We start from the raw sequence: 13,736 nt of genomic DNA on the forward strand, positions 1-13,736 counted from the left end.
GGCGGATAACGCCTGCGGCGTTATTCGCCCTACCCCTGCCACGTCGCTCAGGTGGCGTAGGGCGCATGACCGCCTCGCGGTTATCCGTCAGCCGCCGGTTCCCGCGAGGACGAGGTCCCCAGCGCCAGTCCCGGCTCGGCGCCGCGCTTGAGCACGGCGTAGAGCAGCCCGGTAAGCAGGCTGCCGGCGACGATCGCCAGCAGGTACGCCAGGGCGTGGTTGATCGCGTTGGGCACCAGCATCACGAACAGCCCGCCGTGAGGCGCCTGCAACTTGCAGCCGAAATACATCGACAGGGCGCCGGTCAGCGCGCCGCCGGCGATGCTCGCCGGGATCACCCGCAGCGGGTCCTTGGCGGCGAACGGGATGGCGCCTTCGGAGATAAAGCACAGCCCCAGCACCGAGGCTGCCTTGCCGGCCTGCCGCTCGCTCTCGGCGAACTTGCGCCGCGCCAGCAGGGTCGCCAGGCCCATGCCGATCGGCGGCACCATGCCCGCCGCCATCACCGCCGCCATCGGCGCGTAGCTGTGCGACGAGAGCAGGCCGACGGAAAAGGCGTAGGCGGCCTTGTTGACCGGTCCGCCGAGGTCGACGCACATCATCCCGCCGAGCAGCAGGCCGAGCAGGATAGCGTTGGAGGTGCCCATGCCGTCGAGGAACCCGGTCAGTGCCGCGAGCATCCCGGCCACCGGCTTGCCGACCACGTAGAGCATCAGCAGGCCGGTGAGCAGGCTGGCCAGCAGCGGGATGACCAGGATCGGCTTCAGCGCTTCCAGGCTCGCCGGCAGCCTCAGCCCGTGGCTGATGGCCCGCGCCGCATAGCCGGCGATGAAGCCGGCGACTATCCCGCCGATGAACCCGGCGCCGAGGGTCCCGGCGAGCAGACCGCCGAGCATGCCCGGCGCCAGGCCCGGGCGGTCGGCGATGGAATAGGCGATGTAGCCGGCGAGCATCGGCACCATCAGGACGAACGCCGTGTCGCCGACCGTCCTCAGCACCGCCGCCAGGCTGCCCGGCTGCTTGTAGGCGTCGATGCCGAAGGCCAGCGACAGGGCGATCAGCAGGCCGCCCGCGACCACCATCGGCAACATGAACGACACCCCGGTCAGCAGGTGCTTGTACACCCCGCGCTTCTCGTCCCCGGCGACCACCGCGCTGGCTACGCCCGCGCTCTCGACCCTACCTTCCGCCAGCGCCCGCTCGAGCGTCGCGCGGGCCTGCTTGAGTGCCACGCCGGTGCCGCAACGGTAGATCTTCTTGCCGGCGAAACGGGCCGTGTCCACGTCGATGTCGGCGGCCAGCAGGACCACGTCGGCGGCGGCGATGTCCGCCGGGTCGAGCGGGTTGCGCGCGCCGACCGAGCCCTGCGTCTCGACCTGCAACGCGAAGCCCAGTTGCCCCGCCGCGAGCTGCAACGCCTCGGCGGCCATGAAGGTGTGCGCCACGCCGGTCGGACAGGCGGTCACCGCGACGATCCGCGGTGCCGCTCCGGCCTCCGGCGCAACCAGGCCGGCCTCGTCCCCGGCGACCTCCACGCTCGCCAGGGCGGCGGCCCGCTGGAGGAAGGCGCGCGGATCGGCCAGCACCTCGGCGGGACGCGCGCGATACACCGGCTTGCCGACGAAACGCGCCGCCGCCAGCGGCTCGACGCCGACCAGCAGGACCCAGTCGGCTTCGGCGATCTGTTCGGCGCTCAGTTCGCCCTCGGGCCTCGACCCGCCATTCGCCTCGACGCAGGTTTCCCAGCCCAGGCGCTCGGCGGCGCCCCGCAGCAGGCGCGCGGCGAGCACGCTGGTAACCTGTCCGCCAGGGCAGGCGGTGACGATCGCTAGTTTCATCTCAGGCCTCCTCGACCAATGGCTGCACCACGACACCCGCTTCGATCCGCGCCAGGCGCTGCGGATCGCCGATGCCGAACTCGAACTGGGTCACCGCCAGGCTGGCGATGGCGGTGGCCTGACGCAGCACCCGCTCGGCCGGCCAGCCGCTGGCCAGGCCGTGCAGCATGCCGGCCAGCAGGGAATCGCCGGCGCCCACCGTGCTGGCCACTTCCACCGCCGGCGGCCGCGCCTGCCAGGCGCCCTCGGCGGCGAACCAGTTGACCCCCGCGGCACCCTGGGAAATCACCACCTGGCCTACCCCGTCATGGCGCAGGCGTTCGGCTGCCTGGCGCTGTGCGACCAGGTCATCCATCGGCGCCGAGCAGAGGTCGGCCAGCTCCTCGACGTTCGGCTTGATCATCCACGGCCCAGCCTTCACACCTTCGCGCAGAGCCGCGCCGCTGCTGTCGAAGGCGACCTTCAGGCCGAGCCGCCGCAAGCGCCGCAGCAGCTCGCCCAGCCATTCCGGCTCGACCCCGCGCGGCAGGCTGCCGGCGACCACCGCCAGCTCGTGCTCCCCGGCAAGCCGGTCGAGGCGTTCGAGCAACGCCGCCTGGGCTCGCTCGTCGGCCTCCGGGCCCGGCCCGTTGAGGTCGCTGACGCGCCCGCCGCGCTCGGCCAGCTTGATGTTGCTGCGGGTTTCGCCCGGCACCCGGACGAACGCATCGGCGAAGCCACGGCGCTGGAACATGGCGGTGAACGGCGGCTGGTTGTCTTCGCCGAGGAAGCCGCTGACCGTCAACCGATGTCCGAGGTCGGCGAGCACCTGGGCGACGTTCAGGCCCTTGCCGGCGGCCTGGGTCAGCACCGCCTCGCTGCGGTTAACCGCCCCCAGTTCCAGTTGGCGCAGGCGCACGGTGAGGTCCAGCGCAGGGTTCAGGGTAATCGTCAGGATCCGCGCCATTACTGCACCTCCGCTTCCACCAGGGCCCGGACCTCGGCGGCGCTCGCCAGGCCCAGGGCTTTGCGGGCCAGGCCGCGCGCGGCGACCAGCTCCAGTTCGCGCACGCCGGCCTTGACCAGGGCGATGCTGCGCGCCGAGACGCTCAGCTCGTCCACGCCCAGGCCGACCAGCAGCGGCAACGCCAGCGGGTCGGCCGCCAGTTCGCCGCAGACGCCGACCCACTTGCCCTCGGCGTGGGCGGCGCGGACGGTCATGTCGATCAGTTGCAGCACCGCCGGATGCAGGCCGTCGGCCTGGGCCGAAAGACTCGGGTGACCGCGATCGATGGCCAGGGTGTACTGGGTCAGGTCGTTGGTGCCGACGCTGAAGAAATCCACCTCGCGGGCCAGCACCGGCGCGAGCAACGCCGCCGAAGGCACCTCGACCATGATCCCCAGTTGCAGGTCGGCCAGCGGGATTTCCTCGCGCAGGCGCAGCGCCAGGTCACGCGCCTGGCGCCATTCGTCGAGGCTGCCGACCATCGGGAACATCACCCGCAGCGGTCGCTCCCCGGCGGCGCGGAACAGCGCGCGCAACTGGGTCTCGAGGATCTGCGGTCGCTGCAGGGTCAGGCGGATACCGCGCAGGCCCAGATAGGGATTCTCTTCGTGGGGGATCGGCCAGTACGGCAGCGGCTTGTCCCCGCCGACATCCAGGGTCCGCGCCACCAGCGGACGTCCGTCGAGGGCGTCGAGCACCCGGCGGTATTCCGCTTCCTGGGTCGCCAGGTCCGGCGCGCGGGCGTTGTTCATGAAGACGAACTCGGTGCGCAGCAGGCCGACGCCCTCGGCGCCCAGCTCCACCGCGCGCGCGGCGCCGGCGGTGTCGCCCAGGTTGGCGCAGACTTCCACCGCGTGGCCGTCGCGGGTCCGCGCAGGCTCCAGGCGCTGCGCGTCGGCGCGGGCCTGGCGCTGCTGGCGGGCGTCGCGCTGGGCGGCAGCCTGCTGCAACTGTTCGGCGCTCGGCGCCACCTGCAGCCAGCCGTGCTCGCCATCCAGCAGCAGCGCCGTGCCCGGCTCCAGGCCGAGCACCGCCGCGCCGGCGCCGACCAATGCCGGAATGCCGAGGGCGCGGGCGATGATCGCGCTGTGCGAGGTGGCGCCGCCGCGCGCCGTGAGGATGCCGGCGACCCGCAGGGCGTCGAGGCGGGCGACATCGGAGGGGCCGACCTCGTCCATCACCAGGATGTACGGCTGCTCCGGCTCGCGCGGCGCCTCTACCCCGCAGAGCCTGGCCAGCACCCGCCGGCCGAGGTCGCGGAGGTCGGCGGCGCGCTCGGCGAGCAGCGCGTCGTGCAGCGCCTCCTGCTGCGCCGCGCTGTCTTCCACCACCCGACTCCAGGCCGCTTCGGCGCTTTCGCCGCGATTCAGGCGCAATTGCACCTGCTCGGCCAGTTCCGGATCGTCGAGCATCTCGCGGTGGGTGACGAAAATCTCGCGGATCGCCTTCACCGTGCTGCGTTCGACCAGGCCGACGATCTCCTCGTCCACCGCCCGCTTGGCCCGCAGCAGGCGCTCGCGTTCATGGACCGGCGACTCGCCGCGCGGCTGGAATTCGAAGCGCTGCGCCACCTGGACATGCGCCGGACCAATGGCGATGCCCGGCGACGCGGCGATCGCCTGCAGGCGCTCGCCGGCGCGCAGCGGCGCCGGCCGGGCATCCTCTTCCGCCTCGCCGACGGCATCGGGCAAGGCCTCCTCCGCCAGCGCTTCGACCTCCTCGCCGAGCCCCTCGCGCACCGCGGCCAGCAAGGCTGGCAGCGCGGCCTCGGCGATCGCCGGCTCGGCGCTGAACTCCAGCGTCTGACCGCGTCGCGCGCCGAGGGCGAGCAGCTTGCTCAGGCTCTTCGCCGAGACGGGGGCCGCGTCGCTGTCGGCCAGGCGTACCCGGATCTCGCCGGCGAAGCCCTTGGCCAGCTGCACCAGCGCCTGCGCCGGGCGGGCATGCAGGCCATGCGGGTTGGCCAGGACCACGCGCGCGCTGGGCCAGTCCGGCGGCAGTTCGCCGCCGAGCGCCGCGAGTACGCTGCGGCTGCTGGTGGCACGCACCAGTTCGGCGCCACGCCCTTCCAGCAACAGCTCGCACAGGCGTTCGAGCAGCGCCTGGTGCGCTTCGCCCAGGCTGGCCAGGCAGAACAGCCCGGTGACCGGTTGCCCCTGGTGCTGCAACGGTTGCGCCGGAGTGACGAAGGCCAGCCCGGGGCGCTTCACCCATTGTTCGCTGTGCAGCCAGCACAGCCCGTCGCCCAGCGGCAACGGTTCGGTCTGCTGGAGCACGGCGGCGAAGCCGTTCTCCACGCAGCCGGCCTTCTTCAACAGGCGCGCGCCGAGCCAGGCCAGTTCGTCGAGGTCCTCGGCGTTCTGGCCGAGGCCGACCAGTTGCGCGTCCAGCGCCAGTTCCTGCGGCGCGCCCTGCAACAGGCGGAGGACTTCCTCGGCGCTGGCGGCCGCGCTCAGCGCTGGTCCCAGGTCGGCCTCGCCGAGGGCGCGGGTGAGCAGTTGCAGGAGCTGCAGGTGTTCGTCGGACTTCGCCGCGATGCCGATGGCCAGGTAGACCTGCTGGCCATCGCCCCAGTCCACTCCCTCGGGGAATTGCAGCAGGCGCACGCCGGTGCTGAAGACCAGCTTGCGGGTATCCGGGGTCCCGTGGGGTATGGCGATGCCCTGGCCGAGGTAGGTGGAGCCTTGTGCCTCGCGCGCCTTCAGGCCCTCGGCGTAGCCGGGCGCGGCCAGGCCGTCGGCGACCAGCGTCGCGCCGAGCAGGCGCAGGGCCTCGGCCTTGTCCGCGGCGCGCTGGCCCATGCGGATCTGCCGGGTATCGAGTTCGAGCATGGAAACCTCCTCAGGAGCGAACGGCTCCCCGTCTCACGTCCGGATCGTCCCGCCGCGCCGAGGCGCGGGCGCGGGATGTGCCGGCGGTAGCGGAAAGCGGCTCGCGGGAGCCTTCCGTACAGCCTGGGGCGGTGATCCGCTTGTTGTCATTGACCTGCCATAGCGTAGGCGGCGCCGCGTTCGGGCTGCGCGAGGCAGCCTGGGGCAGAGGGCGCCGGCTTCGCCGGAATCTTTTGCTGAATCGATTCACTTAATTAAATTGGCACGTTACCCGATAATGATTGATCCTTGAAGCCCAACTTGTCGTCGCCTCCAGTAGAGATCGGTTTGAAACTCAGTGATATCGCCCGCCTGGCCGGGGTCTCGGTGACCACCGCCAGCTACGTCATCAATGGCAAGGCCGCCCAGCGGCGCATCAGCGCCGCCACCGTCGAGCGCGTGCTTGCCGTGGTCGAGGAACACGGCTACCAGCCGGACCAGCAGGCCGCCGGCCTGCGCCGCGGGCAGACCCGCACCCTCGGCTTCATTCTCCCGGACCTGGAAAACCCCAGCTACGCCCGCCTCGCCAAGCAACTCGAACAAGGCGCCCGGGCGCGCGGCTACCAGTTGCTGATCGCCTGCTCCGACGACGAGCCGGAGACCGAGCGCCAGGTGGTCAACCTGTTCCGCGCGCGCCGCTGCGACGCGCTGATCGTCGCCAGTTGCCTGCCGGCCGGGGATGATACCCATGCCCGGCTGGTCGCCGAAGGCCTGCCGGTGGTGGCCATCGACCGCCAGCTCGACCCGCAGCGCTTCGCCTCGGTGATCAGCGACGACCAGGACGCCGCGCGCCGCCTCACCGAAACCCTGTTGCAACCGGCGCCGCGCCATATCGCCCTGCTCGGCGCGCGGGCGGACCTGATCATCAGCCACGACCGCGCCGCCGGCTTCCGCCAGGCGCTGAAGGACTTCCGCGGCGAGGTCATCGTCGAGCATGCCGAGGTGTTCAGCCGCGAGTGCGGACGCCGCCTGATGGAGCAATTGCTCGAGCGCCTGGGCTACCTGCCCGACGCCCTGGTGACCACCGCCTATGTGCTCCTCGAAGGCGTCTTCGACGTGTTCCAGGCGCGCGCCGACGGTTGGCCCGAGGGCTTGCGGGTGGCGACCTTCGGCGACACCCAGTTGCTCGACTTCGTGCCGCTGAAGGTCAACTCGATCTACCAGCAGCACGCGCTGATCGCCGCCAACGCCCTCGAACTGGCGCTCCGCGCGGTCGAGGAGAACGACTACCGGCCGGGCCTGCACGCCATCCCCCGGCAACTCAAGCTGCGCGACTGAGCCGGCCGCCATGCGCCTGGTCGACACCCACAACCACCTCGACTTCCCGGACTTCGACGCCGACCGCGCCGCGCTGCTGCAACGCAGCCGCGCGCTGGGGGTCGAGCGCCAGGTGGTGCTCGGCGTCTACCGCGAGAACTGGCAACGGGTCTGGGACCTGGCGCAGGCCGAGGATGGCCTGTACGCGGCGCTCGGCCTGCACCCCGTCTACCTGGCGCGGCACCGCCCGCAGCACCTGGACGACCTGCGCCAGTGGCTGCAACGCCTGCGCGGCGAGACGAAGCTCTGCGCGGTCGGCGAGATCGGCCTGGACTACTACCTGGAACACCTCGACCGCGACGCCCAGCAGGCGCTGTTCGAGGCCCAACTGCGGCTGGCCGCGGAGTTCCGCCTGCCGGCGCTGATCCACGTGCGCCGCGCCCACGCGGCGACCATCGCCACCCTCAAGCGCATCCGCCTGGAGCGCCACGGCATCATCCATGCCTTCGCCGGCAGCCGCGAGGAAGCCCGCGAGTACCTCAAGCTCGGCTTCCGCCTCGGCCTCGGCGGCGCGCCGACCTGGCCGCAGGCCAACCGCCTGCGCAAGGTGGCGGCGGAGCTGCCGGCCGACGCCATCGTGCTGGAAACCGATGCGCCGGACATGGCGCCATCGATGCATCCCGGCCAGCGCAACAGTCCGGAGCACCTGCCGGACATCTGCCGCGCCCTCGCCGAACTGCGCGGGGTCGACGCCGAGGAACTGGCGGCGAGCAGCAGCCGCAACGCCGCCGAGCTGTTCGGCTGGGACTGATCAAGCGTCGCGCAGGACTTCCGGCGCCAGTTGCGGGTACGTCTCGCGCAACGCCTCCAGGCAGGCCGACAGCTGCGCCGCTTCCTCCGGCAGGCGCCGGGCGAAGTCGCTCCAGCCTTGCAGACGCAATCGCCGGGGCATCGGCACCAGGCCGCTGATGGCGTCCCAGAAGGCATCCCAGTTGCATCCGTACCACTGCGGCAACGCCAGGGCCTCGCGCAGGCGTTCGTGCAAGCGCGCGGCGCTGTCCACGTCCGCCAGCTCGATGGCCAGGCTCGCCGCCCGGTTCAGTTCCTCGTCCATGGAGCCTCCGCCAGCAATGCGTCGCAACGCTCGCGCACGAACGCGCGCAAGAGGGTCACCGGGCGGGTCAACTGGGCGCGGTGGGTACACAAGAGGTTCATCGGCGTCGCCTCGCCCTGCCACTCCGGCAGCAGCAGGCGCAGGCGCCCGGCGCGCACGTCCTCGGCCACGTCCAGCCAGGACTTGTAGACCAGTCCCTTGCCGGCCAGGGCCCAGCGCCGCACCACATCGGCGTCGTCGCAGACCCGGTCGCCGGCGACCGTCAGGGTCAGGCTGCGGCGGCCCCGCTGGAACGCCCAGCGGTCGTGCACCCGGCCGCCGAGTTGGTAGAGCAGGCAATTGTGCTCGCGCAGGTCGTCCGGCTGGCGCGGCTCGCCGTGCTCCGCCAGGTAGCCCGGCGCGGCGCAGAGCACTCGCCGATTGTCCGGCGCCAGCGGCAGGGCGACCAGACTGGAGTCGGCCGGTGCGCCGTAGCGGATCGCCACGTCCACCGGCTGCCGGTAGAGATCCGTCACCCGGTCGCCGAGCAGCAGGCGCAGGTTCAGTTGCGGATAGCGCGCCTGGAACTCGTCGAGCCAGGGCAGCAGCAGGTTGCGGCCGAAGTCGGAGGGCGCGGAAAGCTGCAGCACCCCGGCGATCTGGTCCTTGCCGCCCTGCAGCAACCGGCGCCCCTCCTCCAGGCTGCGCAACGAGGCGCGGGCATGCAGGAGGAACGCGTCGCCCTCGGGAGTCAGGCGCAGGCTGCGGGTGGAACGGGCGAACAGGCGTACCTCCAGCTCGCTTTCCAGGCGCTTCAGCGCCGCGCTGGCCACCGCCGGGGAAATCTCCAACTGGCGCGCGGCGGCGGACAACGAGCCGCTGTCGCTGGTGTGGACGAACACCTGGAGGTCGTCGTAACGCAGCATTTTCAAGATTCCTTTGAAAGAGTCTTCCCTGATAGCCTGTTTTTCAGCGATTTGAAATAGCCCATCCTGACTCCACCTCATCGAAGGACTCCACCATGAGCACACCCCTCACCCTGATCGCCACCATCGCCGCCGCCCCCGGCCACGCCGAGGCCCTGGAGCGCGAATTGCGCGCCCTGGTCGCCCCGTCGCGCGCCGAGGCCGGCTGCCTGCAATACGACCTGCACCAGGACCGCCACGACTCCCACCTGTTCTACATGATCGAGCAGTGGCGCGACGACGCCGCCCTGGAGCGCCACCAGAACACCGAGCACTTCCTGCGCTTCAGCCGCGGCAACGAAGCCCTGCTGCAGAACGTGAAGATCGACCAACTCTATCGCCTCGCCTGAGGCCCGTTTCCCGGAGCCCCCATGAAAGCTGTCGGTTACTACCAGTCCCTGCCCATCGACCATCCCGATGCCCTGCTCGATCTCGAACTACCCGAGCCCACGCCGGGCCCGCGCGACCTGCTGGTGGAGGTCCGCGCCATCTCGGTCAACCCGGTGGATACCAAGGTCCGCCAGCGCGCCCAGCCGGAAGCCGGCAAGGCCAAGGTGCTGGGCTGGGACGCGGCGGGCGTGGTGCGCGCGGTCGGCAGCGAGGTCAGCCTGTTCCGTCCTGGCGATCGGGTCTGGTACGCCGGGGACATCACCCGCCCCGGTAGCAACAGCGAGCTGCATCGGGTCGACGAGCGCATTGCCGGGCACCTGCCGAAAAGCCTCGACTTCGCCCAGGCCGCGGCCCTGCCGCTGACCACCATCACTGGCTGGGAACTGCTCTTCGAGCGCTTGCAGATCGCCGAAGGCAAGGCCGACCAGGGCCAGAGCCTGCTGGTGGTCGGTGCCGCCGGCGGGGTCGGTTCGATCCTCGTGCAACTGGCGCGGCAATTGACCGGGCTGACCGTGATCGGCACCGCCTCGCGCGCCGAGACCCAGGCCTGGGTCCGCGACCTCGGCGCGCATCATGTGATCGACCACGGCAAGCCGCTGGCCGAGGAGCTGAAGCGGATCGGTCTCGACGAGGTCAGCCACGTCGCCAGCCTGACCCACACCGACCAGCACCTCGAACAGATCGTCGCCGCGCTGCGCCCGCAAGGCCGCCTGGCGCTGATCGACGACCCGGCGGCGCTGGACATCGGCAAGCTGAAGCAGAAGAGCCTGTCGCTGCACTGGGAGTTCATGTACACCCGCTCGATGTTCCAGACCGACGACATGGTCGAGCAGCACCGCTTGCTGGAACGGGTCGCCGGGCTGATCGACGAAGGCGTGCTGAAGACCACCGTGGGCGAGCACTTCGGCCGCATCGACGCGGCCAACCTGCGCCGCGCCCATGCGCTGCTGGAGAGCGGCAAGGCCAAGGGCAAGATCGTTCTCGAAGGGTTCTGAGCGGGCAAGGGCTCGGAGCGTGGCGGATAACGCTTTCAGCGTTATCCGCCCGGAATGAAGAGCGGCTCCCGCCGGGGGCTCAGGAAAACATCAGAAGTAGCCGACGCACCGGACCGCTTCCTCTCCCTTCGGGGAGGGGCGCCTGGTCAGAGGGTTGGGGAGAGGGCCACCAGTCCCATCGGCAGATAACCGTAAGACGGTTATTCATATATGGACGCCTCCCGGTTCGCCAGCGTTTGGTGGCGGATTTCGCCATTTCTTAGCTGCCTACACAGGTGCTTGGCCAATTCCTCGATCAGATCGAATTCAGGGCTCATGAAGTTTTCTTCGAATCGACTCCAGGGACGGCAGCCTATCCAGGCGACTGTTCTACAGGCGTTCCGGCAGGGTATTCGTCGCGTCCAGATATGCTTCGTCGCTGAGCAGCCTGGCCCGCCAGGCGGGGATGTCGCTCTCATCCACATCCAGGCGCTTGAGCCACTGGTCGGCGGACCAGCCGACCAGGCGCAGTTCGCCGTCGTGCGAACCACCGTGCAGCGAACCGACGGTTTCGTAGCGGATGCCCTTGAGCACTTGGTTGAGCAATACGTAGGTGGCCGGTCTCGGGTCCTCACCGTCGCCCCCTGACGGATAGGCGCCGGCCTGGATCACCACGCCGGCGCCGTAGTCGTAGAAGGCGAAATGGCTGGATGGCAGTTGGCTGCGCAGGGCATCCAGGCCGCCGACCAGCTCCAGACGCTGCTGATCGAGTACGGTCAGCCAACTGACGGTCTTGATCCTGGTCGGTTTGAACGTCGGGCGATGAGCAAGCAGTCCAGCGGTACCAACATCCAGCCCAGGCATACGTGCTGCCATAAAGGCTTCGGTAGGCTGGTTGTCATCCCTGTTCGTCACGGACAGATTGAAGGCATGTCCGGCATAGCCTTGCTCGGGAACCAATCGACGTGCGAAGTCGAGAAGTAGGTGTAGGAAACTCAATGGGTTCTGCTCCTGATACAGCAGCGGCACGGAGAACTCCAGAACGCTTAGGTCGTCTCCCATCTTTGCTTCCCAAGCCGCCTGGCCAAAAATCTCGAAGTACCAAGCGCCGGCGTCGTTAGACTGCCTGCCACTGGTGTAGTAAAAGCTCAGAGGGTAATCCTCATCCATGCTGGCCAGCATTTCGCGCAGTGGCTTTGCATCACTGTATGCAGTCAGCGGCTTTCCTTCTGCTGGCTCCTCGCGCCATAGCCAAGTCAGGTACGGCTCGGCCAAGTGCTTGAACTCGTCGAAACACTGACACAACGCCTCGCGCACCAGAGGGGTATGGGCCTCCTTGAAATAGAGCGTGCCGCGCAGGCAGAGCACGGCGCCGATATAGTCCTCGGGGCCGCCTTTCATCAGCAGGTTGCCGGGCATCTCCAGCAGGTGTGGCTGCTTGGCCAACTCTTCGGCCAAGTTGAATTCCTTCTCCATGAAATTTCCTCCAGATCAATAGGCTGGGACTGGGATGGACGGTCGCGGAGATCGACCACGTGTCACGATAAACATCACCGCCCCTGCGATAGTTGCAGCCCATCCGAGCTGTTCTACCGGTACCTTGGATTGCTGGTTTTCCTGGCTACAGTCGCATTCGGTGGATTTCATTTCGACGATTTTACGCTCATCGCCAGCGATCTTTTCGTACGCTTTTACCTGCTTACTATCCGGTGGGTCAGGCGGAAACTTCATCTCCACCACCTGCTTGATATTGTCCTGGGTCGGCGGTTTGATCGGGTCTTTGACAATCACCACGTCAGGCCGACGAATCATGCCTCGACCCGGCTTAAATGGCGGATGCTCCGGGTCTTCATCCCAGTATTTGCTGATCCAGCCCGGTATCCAGCCATGCGCGCTGCTGCCGGTCTGGCTGTCGAGGATCGGCTGCGGCGGGCTCTTGGTCATGTCGTAACTGACTTCGGGCTTGTACGGGCTGCGCCCCCGGAGAATCTCGTCCAGTTCGCCGAGGCGCTGGGCCACGCAGGCCTGCTTGAGGTTCCTGCCATCCTGGCTGACGTTGGGCGTGCTGCTGCAATGGCAGATCGCCGAGCACAGCACTTGCTTGTCCTGCGGATCGAGCTTGGGCTCCAGGATGCCGACGGGGTTGGTCTTGCCTTCGGGGCTCATGCCGCCCTGAGCGAGGCTGGGCTGATCGCTCATGCTTCACCTCCCTGCACCAGATCGATCTGGATCGACTCCGATGCCTCGTGGTTGATCCACGAGGTCAGGCCTTCGGCATCTGTGGTATCGAGCGCGCTCCAACCGCCACTCGACCAGACCTTCACCCTGCGCCCGGCAACGGGCTTGCCGGTTTCCTGGTCAATGAGCTGGAAGCGTCCGGAGAATGGGGCGGTGTCGCGGTTCGAAGGGACGACGGGAGAGAACGGGGCGGGGCTGAAGACGTCACCGATGAGCACTGTCCCCGAGCCGCCGATGATCACGTTGCCGTGGGCACCCACACTGCCCAGGGTGGCGGCGGGCTGGCCGTTGATGAAGACCGTCGATGAAACGGCCGAGGCGATCGGGCTTCCGCATGCCGAGGCGTCGCCTTGTCGTGCGGCGGGCAGGCCATCGAAAATGACATCGGGAGAGCCTTGAACGATGGGGCTGGTGCCGTGACCCGGCAGAGGGCAGGCCGTGGGATCGGTGGCGCGGGCGGCGGGTTTTCCACTCATGTGCGAATCCTTGCATTCGTTCATGCGCGATAGATCGCGCGTGAAAGTAATGGAGATGAAAGGCGCAACTTCCTGTGCACTTCGACTACCGCTGTCGTAGATACGAGGCCGCACGATTCTTTAACTTTTATTGATGATGGGGCGAGCGGAGTAGCCGCTCCTTGCCGCTGCCGGGGGCAAAATCATCGGCACGCTGGGGCGCAATCCATGGCGTCGGCGAGGCGGAACCTCCAGCGTGGGGACTCTGGAACCCCACCACTACTGGGATACGCAGCCGGCTTTCCTGGCCGCTTATACGGCAGTGAACAATGGGGGTTCTCTTACAGGCTGTATTTAACTTTTCTTAGCTGTCTGCACGGCAGTGAACTAGCCCCGAAAACCTATATTTGAAGGAAAAAGAAATACGGGGTTTTCCCTGGCGGAAACCCTCTTTTTCGAAGATTTATAAGTTGCTGATTGGCAAGGACGTCCCCCAACCCTCTGACTAGGCGTCCCTCCAAGGTAGCCCGGTGTGCAGGCTATCTCCGGTGTTCTCCTGACTTTTCGGAGGACGCAGCCCTACAGACGCAGCGTTCCGGCATGCGGACGGCGATGCCGTGAGGGCACCCCAGCCGCAAAGCGGCTGGGGCCGGAAGCGGGGGCGAGACTTT

Annotated in this window: 12 protein-coding genes; 4 read left to right on the forward strand and 8 right to left on the reverse strand. The window is 68.5% G+C overall.

What is annotated here, in order from left to right; genetic code table 11:
* Positions 1-80: 80 nt before the first annotated feature.
* Genes HMPREF2886_RS25590 through ptsP form a run of 3 tightly spaced genes read right to left on the reverse strand, consistent with a single transcriptional unit; the run spans position 81 to position 5,654 of the window.
* Complete coding sequence (locus tag HMPREF2886_RS25590) at positions 81-1,838, reverse strand: PTS fructose-like transporter subunit IIB (RefSeq protein ID WP_070748625.1); 1,758 nt, start codon at positions 1,836-1,838, stop codon at positions 81-83.
* 1 nt (position 1,839) lies between these two features.
* The gene (gene pfkB / locus HMPREF2886_RS25595) at positions 1,840-2,784 is read right to left on the reverse strand and encodes a 1-phosphofructokinase (protein WP_033970107.1); all 945 of its coding nucleotides are present in this window, start codon (positions 2,782-2,784) and stop codon (positions 1,840-1,842) included.
* A complete protein-coding gene (gene ptsP / locus HMPREF2886_RS25600) occupies positions 2,784-5,654 on the reverse strand; it encodes a phosphoenolpyruvate--protein phosphotransferase (RefSeq protein ID WP_070748627.1) in 2,871 nt (956 codons plus the stop codon). The genes pfkB and ptsP overlap by 1 nt, the downstream gene beginning before the upstream one ends.
* Before the next feature lie 327 nt (positions 5,655-5,981).
* Here ptsP and cra point away from each other — a divergent pair, with 327 nt between their 5' ends.
* A complete protein-coding gene (cra, locus tag HMPREF2886_RS25605) occupies positions 5,982-6,971 on the forward strand; it encodes a catabolite repressor/activator (protein WP_033970103.1) in 990 nt (329 codons plus the stop codon).
* A gap of 10 nt (positions 6,972-6,981) precedes the next feature.
* Complete coding sequence (locus tag HMPREF2886_RS25610) at positions 6,982-7,761, forward strand: TatD family hydrolase (protein WP_033970102.1); 780 nt, start codon at positions 6,982-6,984, stop codon at positions 7,759-7,761.
* Here the strand turns inward: HMPREF2886_RS25610 and HMPREF2886_RS25615 are convergent, their stop codons facing one another.
* Together HMPREF2886_RS25615 and HMPREF2886_RS25620 are read right to left on the reverse strand one after the other, a co-directional pair.
* Positions 7,762-8,064, reverse strand: a complete 303-nt coding sequence (locus tag HMPREF2886_RS25615) for a barstar family protein (protein ID WP_003092131.1) — start codon at positions 8,062-8,064, stop codon at positions 7,762-7,764. It lies immediately after the preceding gene.
* Entirely contained in the window at positions 8,049-8,969 is a 921-nt protein-coding gene (locus tag HMPREF2886_RS25620; RefSeq protein WP_033970100.1) for a LysR family transcriptional regulator, read from the reverse strand. The genes HMPREF2886_RS25615 and HMPREF2886_RS25620 overlap by 16 nt, the downstream gene beginning before the upstream one ends.
* Before the next feature lie 95 nt (positions 8,970-9,064).
* Between HMPREF2886_RS25620 and HMPREF2886_RS25625 the strand changes: the two genes are divergently transcribed.
* The gene (locus tag HMPREF2886_RS25625) at positions 9,065-9,358 is read left to right on the forward strand and encodes a putative quinol monooxygenase (RefSeq protein WP_003122161.1); all 294 of its coding nucleotides are present in this window, start codon (positions 9,065-9,067) and stop codon (positions 9,356-9,358) included.
* A gap of 21 nt (positions 9,359-9,379) precedes the next feature.
* Positions 9,380-10,393, forward strand: coding sequence for a zinc-binding alcohol dehydrogenase family protein (locus tag HMPREF2886_RS25630; protein ID WP_033975615.1), 1,014 nt, complete (start codon positions 9,380-9,382; stop codon positions 10,391-10,393).
* Between the two features lie 369 nt (positions 10,394-10,762).
* Here HMPREF2886_RS25630 and HMPREF2886_RS25635 read toward each other — a convergent pair whose 3' ends face one another.
* From HMPREF2886_RS25635 to HMPREF2886_RS25645, 3 genes are read right to left on the reverse strand one after another with little or no spacing between them, the layout of a single operon-like run.
* Positions 10,763-11,848, reverse strand: coding sequence for a DUF3396 domain-containing protein (locus HMPREF2886_RS25635; RefSeq protein ID WP_033970094.1), 1,086 nt, complete (start codon positions 11,846-11,848; stop codon positions 10,763-10,765).
* A 15-nt stretch (positions 11,849-11,863) separates the two neighbouring features.
* Positions 11,864-12,571 (reverse strand): VRR-NUC domain-containing protein, encoded by a 708-nt coding sequence (locus HMPREF2886_RS25640; protein WP_033970092.1) that lies wholly within the window; start codon positions 12,569-12,571, stop codon positions 11,864-11,866.
* Positions 12,568-13,086 (reverse strand): PAAR domain-containing protein, encoded by a 519-nt coding sequence (locus HMPREF2886_RS25645; protein WP_033970090.1) that lies wholly within the window; start codon positions 13,084-13,086, stop codon positions 12,568-12,570. Before HMPREF2886_RS25645 ends, HMPREF2886_RS25640 begins: the two co-directional genes overlap by 4 nt.
* Positions 13,087-13,736: the final 650 nt, after the last annotated feature.

The sequence above is a fragment of the Pseudomonas sp. HMSC066A08 genome (genome assembly GCF_001813025.1).
Lineage (GTDB): Bacteria > Pseudomonadota > Gammaproteobacteria > Pseudomonadales > Pseudomonadaceae > Pseudomonas > Pseudomonas aeruginosa.

Excerpts from the sequence above, each read along its gene's own strand:
- HMPREF2886_RS25620 (WP_033970100.1), bottom strand. The coding sequence starts at position 8,969 with ATGCTGCGTTACGACGACCTCCAGGTGTTCGTCCACACCAGCGACAGC.
- HMPREF2886_RS25625 (WP_003122161.1), top strand. The coding sequence starts at position 9,065 with ATGAGCACACCCCTCACCCTGATCGCCACCATCGCCGCCGCCCCCGGC.
- HMPREF2886_RS25610 (WP_033970102.1), top strand. The coding sequence starts at position 6,982 with ATGCGCCTGGTCGACACCCACAACCACCTCGACTTCCCGGACTTCGAC.
- HMPREF2886_RS25590 (WP_070748625.1), bottom strand. The coding sequence starts at position 1,838 with ATGAAACTAGCGATCGTCACCGCCTGCCCTGGCGGACAGGTTACCAGC.
- HMPREF2886_RS25615 (WP_003092131.1), bottom strand. The coding sequence starts at position 8,064 with ATGGACGAGGAACTGAACCGGGCGGCGAGCCTGGCCATCGAGCTGGCG.
- HMPREF2886_RS25630 (WP_033975615.1), top strand. The coding sequence starts at position 9,380 with ATGAAAGCTGTCGGTTACTACCAGTCCCTGCCCATCGACCATCCCGAT.
- HMPREF2886_RS25635 (WP_033970094.1), bottom strand. The coding sequence starts at position 11,848 with ATGGAGAAGGAATTCAACTTGGCCGAAGAGTTGGCCAAGCAGCCACAC.
- ptsP (WP_070748627.1), bottom strand. The coding sequence starts at position 5,654 with ATGCTCGAACTCGATACCCGGCAGATCCGCATGGGCCAGCGCGCCGCG.
- pfkB (WP_033970107.1), bottom strand. The coding sequence starts at position 2,784 with ATGGCGCGGATCCTGACGATTACCCTGAACCCTGCGCTGGACCTCACC.
- HMPREF2886_RS25645 (WP_033970090.1), bottom strand. The coding sequence starts at position 13,086 with ATGAGTGGAAAACCCGCCGCCCGCGCCACCGATCCCACGGCCTGCCCT.
- HMPREF2886_RS25640 (WP_033970092.1), bottom strand. The coding sequence starts at position 12,571 with ATGAGCGATCAGCCCAGCCTCGCTCAGGGCGGCATGAGCCCCGAAGGC.